Here is a 17,659-nt window from a genome sequence, read left to right as displayed (position 1 = left end):
ATCATCCATTTATCGAGTCTAGGTTAGTACTACAGAGTTTCTGGTATCAGAACGACCTGATCACCGGGAAGGCTTTCTATCACACCTTCCATCTCAAGTTCACTGAGAGTCGTCATAACGTCCGATACGGAGAACTGGCAGCGTGAGATCAGATCGTCAACCGTTATCGGTGTAAGTGAAAGCCATAAAAGCAATTTTTCACGGATATTCTCTTCAGAATCCTCCGAAAGCATATCTGCCTCGCTGGAATCATTTTCTGTCAGGAAAGAAAGGTCCTCTTTTTCCAGAGACTCCGCAAGGATCTGATGAGCCAGTGGGCGTGCCCGGTATTTTGTCTGTTCAAAACCGCGAGGGTCAGGGGCGCCAAAAAGTTCTTTCTCTTCTTCTTCATGAATCCAGGGGGCAGGGCGTCGTGCTGGTAGGTCTTCATTCAGGTTAAAAAGGATATCCTGTAAGGTTTCAACCAGGATCGCACCCTGCCGTAAAAGATCATTGCCGCCACGGGAACGGGGGTCAAGGGGTGAACCGGGGACGGCCATAATCGTTTTGTTATAAGCAGTAGCATGTCTGGCTGTAATGAGTGTGCCAGAACGTTCTGAAGCCTCAATCACAAGGCAGGCCTGACTGATACCGGCAATCAGACGATTGCGACGGGGGAAATGGCGCGCCAATGTTTCTGTTCCAGGTGGGGCTTCGGTAATGAGACAGCCTTTTTCGGCGATCATTTCATGTAGACGGGCGTTTTCAGGCGGGTAAGCAATATCAAGGGCCCCAGCAATAACGGCAATCGTCAGCCCGGAATGGAGGGCCCCTTTATGGGCGGCCGTATCAATCCCGCGTGCAAGACCTGAAACAACGCATATACCAGCAGCAGCAAGTTCGGCTGACAGGCTTTCAGCGATGCGGATTCCTGCAAGTGACGCATTGCGTCCTCCAACGATGGCAACGCTGTTCATAGAAGCACGCTCAATATGTCCACGGCAGAAAAGCAGGGGAGGGGCATCAGGCATATAGGTCATCATGAGCGGATAATCCGTATCCGAACGAAGAATATGCCTTCCGCCTGTTTTTTCTAAAAAAGCGATTTCATCTTCAATCTGGGACAGACTGGGCGGTACTAATTTTTGAGAGCCGCTTGTGCGCGGCATTTTGATAATTGCCTCCAGCGCGCGGCTTGCTGTTCCATAAATAGTGAGAAGCCGGTAAAATTTTACCGGCCCGATATGAGGGGTCCGTGCCAGCCGAATCATAGCAATTCGTTCAGCCTGCATCGGTTCAGTCATATCATGCCTCATGCTCAAAGGCCTCCAGACCTGTTTATACTACATCTCTGCCTCAAAACGGTGTTCTTTCCCCTGAACAAGACGCACGATATTTCCGTAATGACGGATCCAGACCAGAATGGCGATTATATCAGTCGCGACCGGGATGGGGGAGGATACGGGGTGTGTTGTCATTGCTGGGATCAGAAAGGGTGCGATTAGGAATGATACCAGAGCACCGGCTGATGAAATGCGGCTCAGCTTGACAGTAAAAGCCCACACAAAAGTGCAGATTAACCCAACAGGCCAACAAAACGCCCAGAAAATGCCTATGCCCGTTGCAACACCCTTCCCTCCGCGAAATTTTAGCCAGATGGGAAAACAGTGACCTGTAATCGCTCCAAGACCGGCCAAAGCAATGCAGAGTTCGGTCTTTACAGGGCAGAGTGCCTGAAAAAGAAGAATGGCCAGAAAGCCTTTCAGTGCGTCCATCAGCATGGTGGCGACTGCCAGGCTTTTCTTGCCCGTTCTCAGGACATTTGTTGCTCCGATATTGCCCGAACCAATCCGCCTTATATCTCCTAACCCAGCCAATGTTGTCAGCACAAAACCAAAAGGGACACTTCCGATAAGGTAGGAAATGACAAAGACCCAGACCGGCCCGGGTGGGTAGAGAGAAAAGAGGGACATGGTTACAGAGACTCCTCGCACAGGGCTTTGTCACAATAAACTTCGCGTCCGTTCTGGAATGTACGCAGGACTTTTCCTTTGATGGTGACACCATCAAAAGGTGTGTTTTGCGCGCGTCCCGGCATGTGACCTGCCTTGACGGTCCATTGTGCTTCCGGGTCAAAAAGACAGAGATCCGCCTGAGCGCCAATAGCAAGTGTGCCTGCTTCAATACCTAGCAGTTTAGCCGGAGCAGAAGTGAGAAGACGCAGTGTGTCAATAAGTGGCAAGCCAGCTTTCAGCGTCATTCCGAGCAAGGTTGCCAGACCTGTGCCACCAGCGCGGGCTTGTGCAAAGGGCAGGCGCTTATCGTCAGGATCAGCCGGGGCGTGGTCAGAGGCCACAACATCAATTGTACCATCAGCCAGAGCTGCCTGTACAGCGGCACGATCTTTCTCCTGTCTGAGGGGAGGGGAAAGTTTGGCATAAGTCCGGAAATCACCGATCGCTTCTTCTGTCATGGTGAAATAAGGCGGTGCTGTATCACAAGTAACAGAAAGCCCTTTCCCCTTGGCAGCACGGATAAGATCAAGCGCTGCTTCAGTGGAGATATGGGCAAAATGTACGTGTGCTCCAGTCATTTCAGCCAGGCAGAGATCACGGGCAATCATCATTGCTTCAGCCTGGGCGGGAATTTGTGGCAGTCCCAGTTTAACGGCCAGAGGGCCGGCAGTCGCACAGCCTCCGCGCGCCAGAGAAGGTTCTTCAGGGTGGAGAACAATCATGGCTCCTAAAAAGCGCGAATAGGCTAGCAGATTGCGCATCTGCTTAGCATCTCCCAAAGCACGGGCGCCATCTGTGAAAGCAATGGCACCTGCCTGTTTGAGGAGACCCATCTCGGTCATTTCCTGACCAGCACATTTACGTGTCAGGGCACCGTAAGGGTAAAGTGTTACAAGGCCGGTTTCCTGTCCGCGCTGTTTGATGAGCGAGACGAGGGATGGGGTGTCAATCGCGGGGTCTGTATCTGGCAGGACAGCCATACTAGTGATGCCACCCGCAACGGCAGCCTGAGCGCCTGACTCAATGGTTTCACGATATTCGGCGCCGGGTTCTCCGAGAGAGACACGCATATCGACCAGGCCGGGGCAGAGTACAGCGCCTTTGCCATCAATCACCATGGCACTGGCAGGGGCTTCCTCTGCCTTGTAACCGGTTATTTTTCCGTTCTGGAGAACGAGTTCACCTTTTTCGTCCTTCCCGGAGGCAGGATCAATCAGGCGGACATTTTTAAAAACGATGATAGTGGGTGTTGGGGGCTTCATGCGGCACTCCTCATACGCAAGAGGCGATCAAGCACAGCCATGCGCACAGCAACGCCCATTTCCACCTGTTCTGAAATAACACTCTGGGGGGAATCTGCAACATTGGACGCGACTTCTACCCCACGATTCATCGGGCCGGGATGCATTACCAGAGCGCCTGGTTTTGCCAGTGAGAGGCGGCGCTGATCCAGCCCGAAAAGAGCAAAATATTCCCGCTCGCTCGGCACTAATCCAGCACCCATACGTTCACGCTGGATCCGCAGGCACATCACGACGTCTGCGCCTTTAAGTCCTTCTTCCATGGAATGGTACAGAGTCACATTTTGTAGACTGGCAAAAGAGGCCGGGAGTAATGTCGGGGGGCCGATAAGGCGGATATGGCTTCCCATTGCCAATAACAGATGCAGGTTGGAGCGTGCGACGCGGCTATGGGCAATATCACCACAAATGGCAATTTCAAGGCCGTCGAGCCGGCCGAGATGGCGCCTGATGGTCAGGGCATCCAGCAAAGCCTGGGTGGGGTGCTCATGCATACCGTCTCCAGCATTGACCACGCAGGCTTCCACTTTCTGCGATAGAAGGGCCGGGGCCCCAGACTGCGCATGACGGACGACCAGCAGATCGCACCGCATGGCATTCAGGGTGGAGGCTGTATCAAGTAAAGTCTCCCCCTTATTGACTGAGCTTGTGGCGACGGTCATGTTCACAACATCTGCCCCGAGGCGTTTACCCGCAATTTCAAAACTTGTGCGGGTGCGCGTGCTGTCTTCAAAAAAAAGATTAATCAGCGTACGCCCCCGCAGGACATCGCGCGGAGCCTGACGGGAACGGCTGAGTAGGGCATAGCTCTCTGCTAGGTCGAGGAAAGGGATGATCTCCTGCGGTCCCATCCCCTCAATGCCTAGCAGATGGGTGCTGTGACGTTGAAGGGTCATTGTCCTATGGCACTCCTGATACGGGCGAGCACCTCGTCCTTGCCGAGTGCTGAAAGTGTAAGGTCGATGCCGGGGGAGGTTGTTGTGCCGGTCAGGGCTGCGCGCAGGGGCTGGGCAACAGAGCCGAGCTTGAGGTCTTTTTCCTCGGCAAAGGCGCGGAGGGTCTGGTCAATTTCCTCAGGAGTGAAGGAGGGGAGGGCGACGAGCTTTTCACTCACACCACGCAGAATGTCTTTTCCTTCAGGGGTGAGGAGTTTTTCTGCCTTTGGTGTAAAGGTTAGAGGGAGTTTAAAGCCTGCAAAAGCAGCATTATCGGCCAGTTCGACCATGTTTTTAGCGCGCTCTTTCAGCCCGGGCATCAGGGCCAGAATACGCTGGGCAACATCATCATTAACCTCGACATCATCGCGGTTTTTAAGGCGTTCAAGCACATCATCTGTCAGGCGCTTATCATCAGCACGGCGGAGCCAGACGCCGTTAATATGGGCGAGCTTGACATAATCCATGCGGGAGGGGGATTGCCCAACACCATCGAGGTCAAAAAGCTTGATCTGTTCTTCGCGAGAAAGGATTTCCGCATCTCCATGACCCCAGCCTAAACGCAGGAGGTAATTACAGAGCGCTTCAGGCAGAATCCCTTCATCACGGAATTCAACCACGGACTGGGCACCATGACGTTTGGAAAGCTTGGCACCATCAGGGCCGTGAATGAGCGGGAGATGAGCAAATTGAGGCAGGTCCCATCCCATGGCTCTATAGATCATGGCCTGACGGAAGGTGTTGGTCAGATGGTCATCCCCGCGTATGACATGGGTAATCACCATGTCATGGTCATCCACCACAACAGCGAGGAGATAGGTTGGTGTGCCGTCTGAGCGGAGGAGGATCAGGTCATCCATCTCGGCATTGGCGACTTTAACATCTCCCTGCACGAGGTCATGGATGATGGTTTCACCTTCCAGAGGGGCCTTGAGGCGAATGGTGTAGGGAGCGCCCTCAGGGGCTTCGGCTGGATCGCGGTCACGCCATGTGCCGTCATAACGGGGCGGACGTTTTTCAGCACGGGCTTTTTCACGCATTTCGGCAAGCTCTTCAGGCGTGCAATAGCAGCGATAAGCCTGTCCTTTTTCAAGAAGAGCCTGAACCACTTCTTCATGACGGCTTTGCCGTGTGGACTGGAAGACGGGTTCGCCGTCCCAATCCAGCCCCATCCATTTCAGACCCTCGAAAATGACATCGACGGCTTTCTGAGTGGAGCGTTCACGGTCTGTATCCTCAATACGCAAGAGGAATTCGCCGCCATGATGACGGGCAAAGAGATAGTTGAACAGGGCTGCTCTGGCATTGCCAATATGGAGCAAGCCCGTCGGCGAGGGCGCGAAGCGGGTACGAATTTTCATAAAGAGAAATTATATCAGGTTCCATGAAAGTGGTCTATCCAGTGAGCATGGGTCTATGGACCATGATAGCCATCACTGATCTATAAAGAGAGATAAACATTTTTTCAGGACGAAAAAATTTAACGGATTTTTGACAAATTCCTTAAATCATATCTCTGCTATCCAGACCATGAAAGCAAAAACCGTGCTTTCATGGCCGGTCATTCCCGTAATGGTGGCCTATGATATATGCGGGTCTTCTTTCAACGCACGCGCCTTTCCCGCAAGAAAGAGACCACTGACTTCCCGAGAGGGTTGTGCGCGGGGGATGTATATTTTCTGATAGGTAACAAATTCTCATGAAAGAACTTTAAAGTGGCACCATAAGAATGACCTACTGCTCTGCCCAGCCTCAAGAGAGCGCGTATATTACTGGATTGCGCGCGCGCAGGCGTGCTAACAGCATGGACAGCCATAGCCGGACGTCCTTTCGGTTCGTGGTTAGGGCCACTGGGGTGTTCCAGCACCTTTGTGGCCTGCCTTATTCGTCGCGCTTCATGATGTGTTAAGTCAAGCTGTTTATAGCATTGGTAGAATTACTTGGTAATTTAAGACTATCTGGCGTTTGGGAGTGATGGGCTGAATCTCAGGCTGCCGTCTGCGCCACCATATCAGGGTGCCGTCCGATGACCTTAATTAGGCTATAGCGAAGTCGGGAACCATTGCCCGTGCCTGCTTCCAGTTCCGTAATGTGCCGACAGGAGCGCGGAAAACAGCTGGTAAATTCGACCTAAGACAGACCGAGGTCGTGACGATTTACGGATCAGTCGCGTCCTTTGCCCACGCTTCATGCCTTCGATGGATATTGCGCGGTCTTCGGAATTTTCCGGGTTAGCAGGCAGCATGAGATGCTCTTTCTTCACCCTTAATGCCGATGGTGGACAAAATCAGGCGCCATCAACCTCGATATGCTGGATAGCCTAATTTAAGAGGGTTTTGATAAAATAAAGCCAGTAGTAAGAGACTATGAATAATTATCCGAAGAAATAGTCCCTTATCTTTACAGAAAAACGCAAGGGGGGAGGAGGGATTATCTGGTGTAGGGTTGCAGATCTGGTTTCAGGGCAGGAAGTTTTAAGGACTTTTTAGGAAATTCTTTAAATCATATCTCTGCTATCCAGGCCATGAAAGCAAAAATTCTGCTTTCATGGCCGGTCATTCCAGAAATGGCAGCCTATGGTGTTGGCAAACCTTCCTTTAACGCACGCACCTTCTCTGCAAGAAAGAGGCTACTGGCTTCCCGATATAAGCCATTTTTTGGAGCCTCTTCTTCCAGATTATCAGGAGGGTTGTGCGTAAGGAATGTATATTTCTTAACAGGTAACATTTTTTTACGAAAAACTCGTAAAGCGTTACCATAAGAACGACCTACTGCTTTACCCAGCCTCAAGAGAGGAGGTGCACGTCTGGATTTTGCGCGCGCAGGCGTGCTAACAGCATGGATAGCCATGGCCGAGTTCCTTTCGGTTCGTGGTTAAGGTCACAGAGGTGCTGCTACACCTTTGTGACCTGCCTTATTCATTGCGCTTCATGATATGTAAGTCAAGTTGTTTATAGCCCTGGTGGAATTACTTGTAATTTAAAAGGGTTTTGATAGAAAAAAGCCATTAGTGAGAGATTATTGATAATTATCTGAAAATAACTCTTCCTTATCTTCATGGAAAATATTCTGGGGATCATTTATGTTAAGTGCTAGATACAATTATATCAAAGTCAATAACATTTTCAAAGTTTATGCTGTATAATATCTAAATCGGAAACATATCGTTTGTAAACACTTTGTAATTTATGACGGATCTACATAAAAAGACATAAGTAATCCATTTTTCTATAAAAATTTATTCGTTAAATCATAAATGGTTCCATTGAGTGGGAGGAAATTATTGGCATCATATCATTCTAATATTTATATCTATAAAGAGAATATCATCAATGGAGTATTTATTGTTTTCATAAGACATATCTGTCAGTCCATTTTAAAATCGAGCAGATTTCCATTGCTCATTGTCAATGAGGATAATCTCATCATAGCATTTATTTCTTAATGAATTGGTAATTATATTCTTGTTGGTAATATTCATGCCGGTCGTATGATTATATTTATAAAGTCTGTCATCATTGTGTGATGTATATCTAGTTGTTATTTCATAATTTTTTATCAGATAGTCAGAAAGTCTTATGAGTTTTTTTATCAATGATGAGGGCATAAAGGGGGATTGACACTTTTAATATCTCGTTAATTTTTATTAAAATTTCATTTATTTTTACATGCTTCATGAAATATAAATCAGACAGGTTCTGCTCATCTAGAGTTATCAATCATTGGCTGTTTGTGAATTATTGCTAAGTTTTTCTGAAAAAAATCTGGCAAGGCAGGGGCGCAAGCTTTTCTGCTGGATTCCTGTTTTATCAGGGCTGGGAAGCGCCCTTTATTTTACACTTAGGCAAGAGCCGGGTTTTTATAGTCTGTTTTTCGCAAGTCTAGCACTTATAGCTGGTGTTGGTTTGTGGTTTATTGCCCGCCCTGAGTGTGCCTATCCCTTGCTTTTTAGGGTCATTGGGGCTGGGTCTGCCTCTGTTATGGTGGGGTTTCTGCTCGCTTATGGAGAGGCGCATCTCCAACCGCCCATCCCGGCTCTGCCTTTTCAGGGGGTGTGGATCAAGGGGATGGTCACACAGTCAGAATTTCTTCCCCCACGCTTTGGCGATGCGCGTTTTAATCGGGAGCGTCCAGAGCTGGGGCGATGGCGTATCACTTTGAAAAATGTGGTTTTCATCTCTTCTTCGGAAGAGAGACCGCTCCCTCTGGAGCGGACATTGCGTATCTTCCTCAAACCAGGAGAAGCCTTACACGCAAAAACGGGGGATGTGGTCAGGGTCAAGGCGGTTCTGAAAAAAACACCTCCTCCAGCCTTTCCCTCCGGGATGGATTTCCAGCGGACGAGCTGGTTTTCCGGCAGGGGAGGAGGGGGACGGGCCCTTTCTGCTGTGATTATTGAAACAGCATCCTCCTTACATGACCCTTATTTACTGCGCTGGACGGCTTTGAGAGAGCATATTGCGGGGCGGATCAGTAGAATCCTTTCCGGTCAGAATGGTGCATTTGTCGCGACTGTCCTCTGTGGGGAGACGTCATTGCTTTCTTCGCAGACGCGGCAGGATTTTGCTGCTTCAGGACTGGCTCATCTGCTGGCGGTTGCCGGGCTTCATCTCGGTTTGGTCATGGCGTTCTGTGCTTTTACAGTACGCGCCTTGCTTGCACGTTCATCCTATCTGGCACTTTATTGGCCATGCCGGACGATCGCTTATGTCACAGCGTTGGTTATGGGGGCTGTTTATGTTGCTTTGACGGGGTTTCATCTCCCGGGTCTAAGGGCATTGGGAATGGCGGGTCTGGTGGTTCTGGCCATGCTGGCAGGGCGGAAGGCCCTGTCACTGCGCTCTCTGGCCCTTGTTGCGGTTGTGTTGGAAGTAACGCATCCTTCCCGCATTTTTGATGTTTCATTTCAGATGTCCTTCATGGCTGTCATGGGCCTGATCGTGGGGTATGAAACCCTGCGCCGGCCTCTTTCAGAGCTGGGGCAGCGTTCATGGATGTGGGGGAGGGTGGGGCTGCCTCTTATTTTTCTGGCCCTGACATCCTTGCTGGCTGGTTCAGCAGTCCTGCCCATCAGCATGGCGCATTTCGGGGCTTTGCAACCCTGGTTTGTTATTGCCAATATGCTTGCCGTTCCCGTGATGGGGTTCTGGATCATGCCTTTGGGGATTGTTTCCTTAGGGGTTATGCCTCTGGGGTTGGAAAAAATACCTCTTGAGATGATGGGGTGGGGCGTTGAGCTGGTACGCTACAGCGCCTCTTTTATGGCGCATGTGCCTCTGGCCAGTGTCCCGGTGCCTCATTTGCCTTCATGGGGGCTGGTCCTGATTCTGCCCGGGCTTTGTCTTTTTTGCCTGTGGCGGGGAAAAGCCCGTTTTGTAGGGGTGTTTCTGCTCTGTGGAGGAATGGTCTCTCCCTGGATTGAAGAAAAACCTGTTTTTCTCATTTCAGCTGATGGGAGAGAAATCCTCTTCCACAATCACCATTATCTTTATGTAAAACCTCATAAAAAACAGGATTATATCCTTGAGGACTGGCAAAAAGCCATGGCTCTGCCTTTCAAGCCTTTTCCTGATGAATGTCGTAAGGGGGCGTGTCTTCTGACTTATGAAAACCGGGCTGTCTGGGTTATGTGGCCCAATTACAGGCAATTGCCGGCAGATTTACAGACCCGTCCATCCTGCTCTCAGCTCAGTCTGGTGATTGACCTCTCCCCAGAGAGCGCGCCCTGCCCGGAAGTTCCCGTAATCAACCGTTATGCTCTCTGGCAGGAGGGAAGCTGGGCTGTCTATCCTTCTTCCAGGCGAAAATGGCGGCTTGTTTCTGACCGCCAGATGCGTGGGCAGAGATTATGGGTTATGGAGCCTGGTCAGGAGGGAGATCCGGGGCTGCCTTTGGCGAAGTCCGAGTGATTTTGGGTTTTGTTGTTTTTGGCGGTGGGAAAAGATTTTTTTCTTTAAAGAGGCAAAATTCCTTCGCCCTACAGCGCCAACATTCCGGCGTGCGTGCCTTGCAGAGATAGCGTCCATGTAAGATTAGGCAATGATGGGCATTGGGGAGCAGGTCAGGGGGGATACGTGCAAGTAGACCATCCTCCACAGCGCGGACCGTTTTTCCCGGTGCCAGTCCGGTGCGGTTGCCGATACGGAAAATATGCGTATCCACCGCCATGGTCGGCTCTCCAAAGGCGACATTCAATACAACATTGGCTGTTTTGCGCCCGACACCGGCCAGGGCTTCCAGAGCGCCCCGGTCATGGGGGACCTCGCCCCCATGGCGTTCAAGCAGTTGCTGGCTGAGAAGGGCGACATTATGGGCCTTGGCGCGCCATAGACCGATTGTACGGATATGGCGTGCAATTCCTTCTTCTCCCAGGCTGGCCATAAGCTGGGGAGAAGGGGCCTCGGCAAAAAGAGAGATTGTTGCCTTATTGACAGATTTATCGGTCGCCTGGGCAGAAAGCACGACACTGACGAGAAGCTCAAAAGGATTATGGAAAACCAGCTCTGTCTGGGCATCAGGGTGATCCTGCTCAAGAATCTCCATAAAGGCGCGGACAGATTTCAGACTCATTTTTGGTGTTTTCCGGGGTGTCGCGCGGGCCATATGAATCGTTTACTCCCCTTGATCTGGCATTCATCTGTCGTGACATTATCTTATAGCCTATAAGCTATCAGATTAGGTGCGACTTTTAAGGACATAATTCTCTTCATGCCTGCAAGCAAAACTAAAAAAGACAAATCTTCCGTTTCTTTTGTTGATATCGTGCATTTTGTTGTCAAACGCTGGTTTCATCACCCTTGGTTTCTTGCCTGGACAATGGGAGGGGTGGCACTGGCAACATTCGCTGATATTTGTACACCTTTGCTTGCAGGGCGTCTGGTTGGCGATATTTCTCATCCCGTGCGTGAGGGGCAGAATGTCCATGTCAATTTTCTGCATGATGCCTTCTGGATGGTCCTCGGACTTTTTGTGCTTGGAATAATCGGGGTTTTTGGCCGGCGTTCTTCCTATATTGGCATCAGCCATATGACTCTGGCCATGATGCAGCGTATTTTGGGAGATGCTTTTGCCCGTGTGCAGCGTTTTTCCTCTGAATGGCATAGTAACAGTTTCGCTGGCTCCACAGTGCGCCGCCTGACGCGTGGTATTTGGGCATTGGATACATTTGATGACATGATTTTGCTGCTGATCGTCCCGGAACTTCTAGTCCTGATCGGCACGACGACTGTCCTGATCGTCAAATCACCTCTAATGGGGGCTGTGTTGGGGCTGTCTGTTCTGATTTTTGCAGTCGTTTCGATCTGGCTCACACTTTATTATGTGGCGCCGGCTTCAAGATTGTCCAATCAATGGGACACTCGGCTTGGTGCCACTCTGGCTGATTCTATTACCTGTAATGCAGTGGTGAAGGCCTTTGGCGCTGAAAAGCGTGAAGAACGCCACCTTTCAAAAATCATGTATATATGGAGCAGGCGTACCTTGCGGGGATGGATCCGTGGGACCAATAGTGCCAATACGCAAGCGACATTATCTCTCATCATGCGGATGATGCTGATCGGCATGGTTGTGTGGTTCTGGTGGGAGGGGAAAGCAGGCCCTGGTGATGTTGCCTATGTATTGACCATGATGTTTCTGATTCAGGGTTATCTGCGCGATCTGGGCCAGCAGGTCAGCCAGGTGCAGCGTTCTGTCAATGAGATGGAAGAACTTGTGGCACTCTTTACGCTTAGTCCAGATGTTGAGGACAGAAAAAACGCTCCTGCATTGAAACTCTCACATGGAGAGATCAGGTTCGACCACGTCACTTTCCGTTATCCTTCCCAGAAAAAGGCGCTTTATGAAGATCTGTCCCTTACAATCAAGCCCGGTACCCATATTGCGTTAGTCGGTCCCAGCGGGTCTGGAAAGACGACATTGACGCGGCTTTTGCAGCGTCTTTATGATGTTCAGGGGGGGCATATCACGATTGATGGCCAGGACATCGCCTCTGTGACGCAGGAGAGTCTGCGCCGCCATATTGCCCTTGTGCCGCAGGAGCCGGTGCTTTTTCATCGTTCCCTGGCTGAAAATATTGCTTATGGGCGCCCAGGTGCTACGCGTGCTGAAATTATTCAGGCCGCACGTATGGCAAATGCCCTGCCTTTTATCGAAACCTTGTCTGATGGGTTCGATACATTAGTCGGGGAGCGCGGGGTCAAGCTTTCAGGCGGAGAGCGCCAGCGTATCGCCATTGCGCGGGCCTTTCTGGCAGATGCGCCAATTGTTTTGTTTGATGAAGCGACAGCAAGCCTTGATTCTGAATCAGAAAAACTGGTTCAGCAGGCCATGAGCCGTCTGATGCAGGGGCGAACGGTTTTTATCGTGGCACATCGTCTGGCAACTGTGCGTGATGTTGACCGTATTCTGGTATTCAAACACGGAAAAATTATTGAAGATGGCACACATGAGACATTGATGAAGCAGAAGGAGGGTGTGTACCAGCATCTGGTCCAGTTACAGTCTCTGGATGCGGAGCTATAAAAAAGCACTTTATCGTTATTTCGTTTGTTACGGGTAATGCTGTTGCTTATATGTCACATTATGTTTTGAAGAGCTTTTGGACTATTTAAAATAGTTGAGAAAAATAAAAGCGTTATTAATTTATGAGCAGTTAAAGAGTTTCCTGGAAGGATATCTTTCTGTGGCAAGCAGTAACGCTATTCCCAAGCGACCATTTCTGGTCCGATTGGGTAAAAAACTGCGCCCAATATGTAATAGGCTTATTGCGCGCGATTCTTTAGTTTCCAACGCCCCAATGCTTGAAGCTGAAAATTTTCCATGGCTGAAGGCGTTGGAAGAGGCATCAGATCTCATTATTAAGGAATGTCAGCAGATTCTGGCAGAGCGCGGGGCACTCCCGGCTTTGAGGGAATTATCACCAGATCATCGGCGTATCGCGCCTGATGAACGGTGGAAATCATTCTTCCTCTATGGTTATGGCATTAAAGTGCCGGGAAATTGTGCAAAGGCGCCTGTAACAGCGCAGCTTGTGGCAGGGATTCCGGGGCTTTGTAATGCCCTTTTTTCTGTTCTGGACCCTCACGGGGTGATACATCCTCATTATGGGGTCACAAAAGGCATGTTAAACTGCCATTTGGGGTTGGTCGTGCCTAAAGATGGTCGTAAATGCTGGATCATGATTGATGGTCACAAAATAAACTGGCAGGAAGGCAAGGCTTTTGTCTTTGATGATACTTATCAGCATAGTGTCGAAAATGACACGGACGATTTACGTGCCATTTTATTCATCCAGTTTGAACGACCCACTAAAGGTTTTGGGCGTTTCGTGCAGAAACTCTTCCTTGGTGGAGTTCGTCATTCAGCCTTTGTCAAAGACGTCAAAACAAATATCGAACGCTGGAATCAAATTCAGGCTGAGCTGGAAAAAGTTTAAGTCGTCTGGTGAGGTAGATAAGGGGAAATGTTTCCCCTTATTTTTATGAGCTGGTTTTACAGGTAATATTCCGATAAGGGAGCAAAACCGTTAAAGCCGGTCGAGCAATAGCTGGCGACATAAGCGCCAGTTGAAAGAATGATGACTTTGTCACCGCTCTTCAGCTCCTGCGGCAGCATGACGGGTGTTTTTTCATACATGACGTCAGCGCTGTCGCATGTTGGACCTGCCATTACATGAGGGGCGAGTCCTTTTGTCGTGTTGTCATAAGGCGTTTCAAAGCGGTAGCGAATTGCTTCGCCTTCTGTTTCGGCCAGTCCACCAAAGCGGCCAATATCAAGATAGACCCACCGTGGTTCCAGTCCTTGCTCATCACGCTGGCTGGCCAGAACGACTTCCGAACAGACGATCCCTGCATTGCCGACCATTGCCCGGCCTGGTTCAATGAGAAGGCGGGGAGCTTCCGCGGGGAAAAGCTCGTTCATCGTCTCTGTGATGGTGGTGCCAAAATTCTCAGGAGAGGGAACTTCATCATTATAATGTGTCGGGAATCCACCGCCGAGATTGAGGAAGTCGAGTTTGATTCCTTCAGCTTCCAGAGTCTGGAAAATCTGCGCTGCCTGACGGATTGCCATCTGATAGGCAGAAACCGATTTCTGCTGGCTGCCTACATGGAAGGAAACCCCAACGGGTTTTAACCCTTTTTGCACAGCATGGCTGAGTAATTTGATGGCCTGACTGCTATCAGTGCCAAATTTGCGTGAAAGCGGCCAGTCGGCACCATCATTGACGACACGGATGCGGCAATAAACTTCGGCACCAGGAGCGTATTGAACTAACTTTTCGAGTTCTTCAGCGCTATCAAAGGCGAAGAGTTTTACCCCAAGCTTTCTTGCTTCCTGGATGGACTGAATGGATTTGACAGTGTTGCCATATGAAAGGCGTTCAACAGGAATCCCATTTTCAAGGCAGCTTTTGATTTCCCCCATAGAGGCGACATCAAAAAAGCTGCCCAAGGCATAAAGGCGTTTAATGATTGCCGGGGAAGGATTAGCTTTCATGGCATAATAGATTTCAGCCTGAGGCAGGGCTGTCTGCAAAATGTGATAATTTTGCTCAACCTTGTCCAAATCGACGATAAGACAAGGGGTTGCCGGGTTCTTGTCGGCAAGGAACTGATTGATTTTAGGAGTCATGAACTTCACGTCCCAAATAAAGAATTCCGTCCGATCAAAAATCGGAGCAGAATGTTGCGAAACGGTCTAACGGACCGGCGAAGTGCCTTCCTTCAAGGCCGAAGCTTTAAAGAAAGGAGCCAGAACGCTTGACGTCGTTGCGTAACCTCGAAATAGGGCCAGTGGCACGTGCGTTGCTGCGTGGTTGCGGAGAAAGCGCATTTTTACAATTAATTCAAGTAAATTTATATAGAATACAACTTTTTTGTTCCAGAAAGGGTTTTCCCCTAATTATCCTAGGTGTTTTTAGGGAAGTTTGGGCAGAAAGCCGGGGGTCGTCAGATCTATAAAAATAAGGAAGAAAAGTGTCAGAATCGGATCAATCACTTAAAACCAAGCATCTCTCAGCTCGAAAAAAAAAGAAGCGGAGCCGTCTTGGGGTGCTGCGTGAAATCATGGCTGTCAGCGGAGATAGCCAGACTTCCCTTTCGGCGGCTGGGTGTGCTTTTTTTGCGACTCTTTCTCTTTTCCCTGCTTTGACGGCTTCTATCTCCATTTATGGACTGGCCTTCGATCTCCAAACTGTTGAACCGCAGCTTCATGTTTTGAAAAATTTGCTTCCAACGGCAGCTTATACGTTAATTGTCGAACGGATTCACGTTCTGGTCATGCAGCCTCATTCCTCTTTGACGATGGGACTTTTTTTCTCACTGGCGATCGCTTTATGGACGGCGTCTGCTGGGAGCAGGGCCATGATTTCAGCATTGAATATGGCTTATGATGCCAAGGAGACACGTAGTTTCCTTCGGTTCCAGTTTCTCGCCTTCGGGACAACAATTCTCACGGTATTAGGTGCCTGTCTGACCTTGGCTCTTATGGTGGCTGCACCTGCATTGATTGACTATCTGCCGCGTTATCTTGGCTATCTAGGGCTGGATTCTCGTAATTTACCTGACATTATGCAGTTTTTTCTCAATCAGAGTACGCCTGTGATCGTGCATTGGCTTGCTCCCTCTATTATGCTGCTTTTTGTCTTTATATCCGTCTGCCTGTTTTACCGCTTCGCTCCTTGCCGTGACTGGACCCATTGGGGGCGTATCGTCCCGGGCGCTACTATTGCCACTCTCTTATGGGTTGTCGCCTCTCTTGCATTTTCCTGGTACGTTTCACATTTTGCCAGTTACAGCACCACATACGGCCCTCTTGGCGCTGTTGCTGCTGTCATGATGTGGTTCTTCGTCAGTGCTTATGTTGTGATCTTCGGCGCTGTTTTTAACGCAAGTCTGGAAAAATATGCGAGAGGGAAGGCTGAGAGAGAAAGTCAGGGAGCAAATTACGTCTCATGATTAGGGACATATTTGGTGATGACAACCCTTGTGACACCACTTTTAAGGATGCCAAGTTTTGCGGCAGCGGCTCTTGAGAGGTCTATAATACGCTTCCCTATATAAGGACCACGGTCATTGACGGTAACGACGACTGAGCGGCCTGTACTAGGCGAATGCACTAGTAATTTCGTTCCAAAAGGGAGGAAAGGATGGGCCGCCGTTAATGAGGGATTGTCATGATTGTTTTTACTATGCGTTATATGACGCGAAGTTCTTCTAGTTCTGCCTTCATACCAGCTTGCCAGCCCTTTCTGAAAAAATGAGCGTTGCTCTGCTTTGCGGACTGGTGCCGTTCTTGAAGCAGAAATCGCCATAGCTTGAGCAGGAAGCGTTAAAAGAATACTTAGCCCGATGCTGTAGCGTACAAGACGCGAACGGAAGAATCTTCTTTTGAGATTTCTCTGGGGGATCATTTTTGTCTGATGTGAGCCCAACATACTCTCACCTCATAAGATATAATCGCTTTTATGGATTATATACTGTCTTCCCTGACAGACAAGAAAATGTTATCAGCCAGATTGATGAAACGGCCTTTAATAGCAGTCCTTAATGGACCTAATCTCAATATGCTTGGTTTACGTCAACCAGATGTATATGGCCAGGCAACGCTTGATGATGTCGAGCAGATATGTATTCAGGCCGCTGAGCGGCTTGATGTTGCAATTGATTTTCGCCAGACAAATGGCGAGGGAGAGTTGGTTTCTTGGGTGCAGGAATGTCACGGTCGTGCAAACGGTATTGTGATTAATCCTGCTGCCTATAGCCATACCTCCATCGCGTTGCTGGATGCACTTCATGCAGTGGACCTTCCTGTGATTGAGGTTCATATTTCAAATATTCACCGTCGCGAGGCGTTTCGTCATCATAGTTACGTGTCACAAATTGCCCGTGGTGTAATTTGTGGGCTGGGCGTGCGGGGTTATGCCCACGCATTGCAAGCGATGGCAGACATAATAGAGGATGAAGGATGAGCCATATGCTCGTGGATAAAGAGGCTATTCGGGCGTTGGCCGATATTCTGACTGAAACAGGCCTGACCGAAATTGAAGTTGTAGAGGCAGATAGTCGCATTCGTGTGGCGCGTAGTGTCACGGTGCAGGCTGCCGCCCCGGTTGCAGCGCCTGTAATCGCAGAACCGGCGCCATCAGGAGCTCCTGCAAATATTCCGGCCAAGGAAACGAATCCGGCATCTCATCCTGGTGCTGTGCCAAGTCCTATGGTGGGCGTTGCTTATCTTACGCCAGATCCGTCTTCACCTCCCTTTGTGGCAGAAGGATCACAAGTGGCAGCTGGACAGACAATTATGCTGATTGAGGCTATGAAAACCTTCAATCAGATCAAGGCTCCCCGTGCTGGGACATTAACAAAATTCTGTGTGACATCAGGAGAGCCAGTAGAGTTTGGGGCTCCTCTGGCTATTATTGAGTAATCAT

The 17,659-nt window shown here is 49.6% G+C and carries 15 protein-coding genes; 6 read left to right on the top strand and 9 right to left on the bottom strand.

The genetic code is table 11. The features are described 5' to 3' along the window. Window positions 1-29: 29 nt before the first annotated feature. The 6 genes from dprA to AC3B6P_RS00310 form a co-directional block, all read right to left on the bottom strand. Entirely contained in the window at window positions 30-1,283 is a 1,254-nt protein-coding gene (gene dprA / locus AC3B6P_RS00335) for a DNA-processing protein DprA (RefSeq protein ID WP_489804177.1), read from the bottom strand. Between the two features lie 39 nt (window positions 1,284-1,322). Then, window positions 1,323-1,952 carry a glycerol-3-phosphate 1-O-acyltransferase PlsY gene (gene plsY / locus AC3B6P_RS00330; protein ID WP_489804176.1) on the bottom strand — a complete coding sequence of 210 codons (630 nt, stop codon included), beginning with the start codon at window positions 1,950-1,952 and terminating at the stop codon, window positions 1,323-1,325. A gap of 2 nt (window positions 1,953-1,954) precedes the next feature. Next, on the bottom strand, window positions 1,955-3,256 hold the full coding sequence (locus AC3B6P_RS00325; RefSeq protein WP_489804175.1) for a dihydroorotase: 1,302 nt from the start codon (window positions 3,254-3,256) through the stop codon (window positions 1,955-1,957). Next, a complete protein-coding gene (locus AC3B6P_RS00320; protein ID WP_489804174.1) occupies window positions 3,253-4,191 on the bottom strand; it encodes an aspartate carbamoyltransferase catalytic subunit in 939 nt (312 codons plus the stop codon). The genes AC3B6P_RS00325 and AC3B6P_RS00320 overlap by 4 nt, the downstream gene beginning before the upstream one ends. After that, window positions 4,188-5,591 (bottom strand): glutamate--tRNA ligase, encoded by a 1,404-nt coding sequence (gene gltX, locus AC3B6P_RS00315; protein ID WP_489804173.1) that lies wholly within the window; start codon window positions 5,589-5,591, stop codon window positions 4,188-4,190. Before gltX ends, AC3B6P_RS00320 begins: the two co-directional genes overlap by 4 nt. A 1,213-nt stretch (window positions 5,592-6,804) precedes the next feature. After that, a complete protein-coding gene (locus tag AC3B6P_RS00310) occupies window positions 6,805-7,080 on the bottom strand; it encodes a hypothetical protein (RefSeq protein ID WP_489804172.1) in 276 nt (91 codons plus the stop codon). 872 nt (window positions 7,081-7,952) lie between these two features. On the opposite strand from AC3B6P_RS00310, the gene AC3B6P_RS00305 reads away from it, so the two are divergent. Further along, window positions 7,953-10,139 carry a ComEC/Rec2 family competence protein gene (locus tag AC3B6P_RS00305; RefSeq protein ID WP_489804171.1) on the top strand — a complete coding sequence of 729 codons (2,187 nt, stop codon included), beginning with the start codon at window positions 7,953-7,955 and terminating at the stop codon, window positions 10,137-10,139. Here AC3B6P_RS00305 and nth read toward each other — a convergent pair. Beyond that, window positions 10,084-10,833 (bottom strand): endonuclease III, encoded by a 750-nt coding sequence (nth, locus tag AC3B6P_RS00300; protein WP_489804170.1) that lies wholly within the window; start codon window positions 10,831-10,833, stop codon window positions 10,084-10,086. The two genes, AC3B6P_RS00305 and nth, sit on opposite strands and share 56 nt — an antisense overlap. A gap of 105 nt (window positions 10,834-10,938) precedes the next feature. Between nth and AC3B6P_RS00295 the strand changes: the two genes are divergently transcribed. Continuing rightward, the gene (locus tag AC3B6P_RS00295) at window positions 10,939-12,750 is read left to right on the top strand and encodes an ABC transporter ATP-binding protein (protein ID WP_489804169.1); all 1,812 of its coding nucleotides are present in this window, start codon (window positions 10,939-10,941) and stop codon (window positions 12,748-12,750) included. Between the two features lie 160 nt (window positions 12,751-12,910). After that, the gene (locus AC3B6P_RS00290) at window positions 12,911-13,663 is read left to right on the top strand and encodes an aspartyl/asparaginyl beta-hydroxylase domain-containing protein (RefSeq protein ID WP_489804168.1); all 753 of its coding nucleotides are present in this window, start codon (window positions 12,911-12,913) and stop codon (window positions 13,661-13,663) included. 56 nt (window positions 13,664-13,719) lie between these two features. Here the strand turns inward: AC3B6P_RS00290 and AC3B6P_RS00285 are convergent, their stop codons facing one another. After that, on the bottom strand, window positions 13,720-14,859 hold the full coding sequence (locus AC3B6P_RS00285) for a type III PLP-dependent enzyme (RefSeq protein WP_489804167.1): 1,140 nt from the start codon (window positions 14,857-14,859) through the stop codon (window positions 13,720-13,722). Between the two features lie 419 nt (window positions 14,860-15,278). Between AC3B6P_RS00285 and AC3B6P_RS00280 the strand changes: the two genes are divergently transcribed. Then, window positions 15,279-16,184, top strand: coding sequence for a YihY/virulence factor BrkB family protein (locus tag AC3B6P_RS00280; protein ID WP_489805504.1), 906 nt, complete (start codon window positions 15,279-15,281; stop codon window positions 16,182-16,184). On the opposite strand, the gene AC3B6P_RS00275 is transcribed toward AC3B6P_RS00280, so the two are convergent. Then, window positions 16,172-16,663, bottom strand: coding sequence for a septal ring lytic transglycosylase RlpA family protein (locus tag AC3B6P_RS00275; protein ID WP_489804166.1), 492 nt, complete (start codon window positions 16,661-16,663; stop codon window positions 16,172-16,174). The genes AC3B6P_RS00280 and AC3B6P_RS00275 overlap by 13 nt on opposite strands. 84 nt (window positions 16,664-16,747) lie before the next feature. Between AC3B6P_RS00275 and aroQ the strand changes: the two genes are divergently transcribed. Both aroQ and AC3B6P_RS00265 read left to right on the top strand, forming a co-directional pair. Continuing rightward, on the top strand, window positions 16,748-17,197 hold the full coding sequence (gene aroQ, locus AC3B6P_RS00270; RefSeq protein ID WP_489805503.1) for a type II 3-dehydroquinate dehydratase: 450 nt from the start codon (window positions 16,748-16,750) through the stop codon (window positions 17,195-17,197). Continuing rightward, the gene (locus AC3B6P_RS00265) at window positions 17,194-17,655 is read left to right on the top strand and encodes an acetyl-CoA carboxylase biotin carboxyl carrier protein (protein ID WP_489804165.1); all 462 of its coding nucleotides are present in this window, start codon (window positions 17,194-17,196) and stop codon (window positions 17,653-17,655) included. The genes aroQ and AC3B6P_RS00265 overlap by 4 nt, the downstream gene beginning before the upstream one ends. Window positions 17,656-17,659 lie beyond the last annotated feature (4 nt).

This window comes from Aristophania sp. ESL1142 (genome assembly GCF_058107345.1).
The sequence above is the reverse complement of the archived record's forward strand: the minus strand, read 5'-3'. Positions and strand labels throughout refer to the sequence as shown.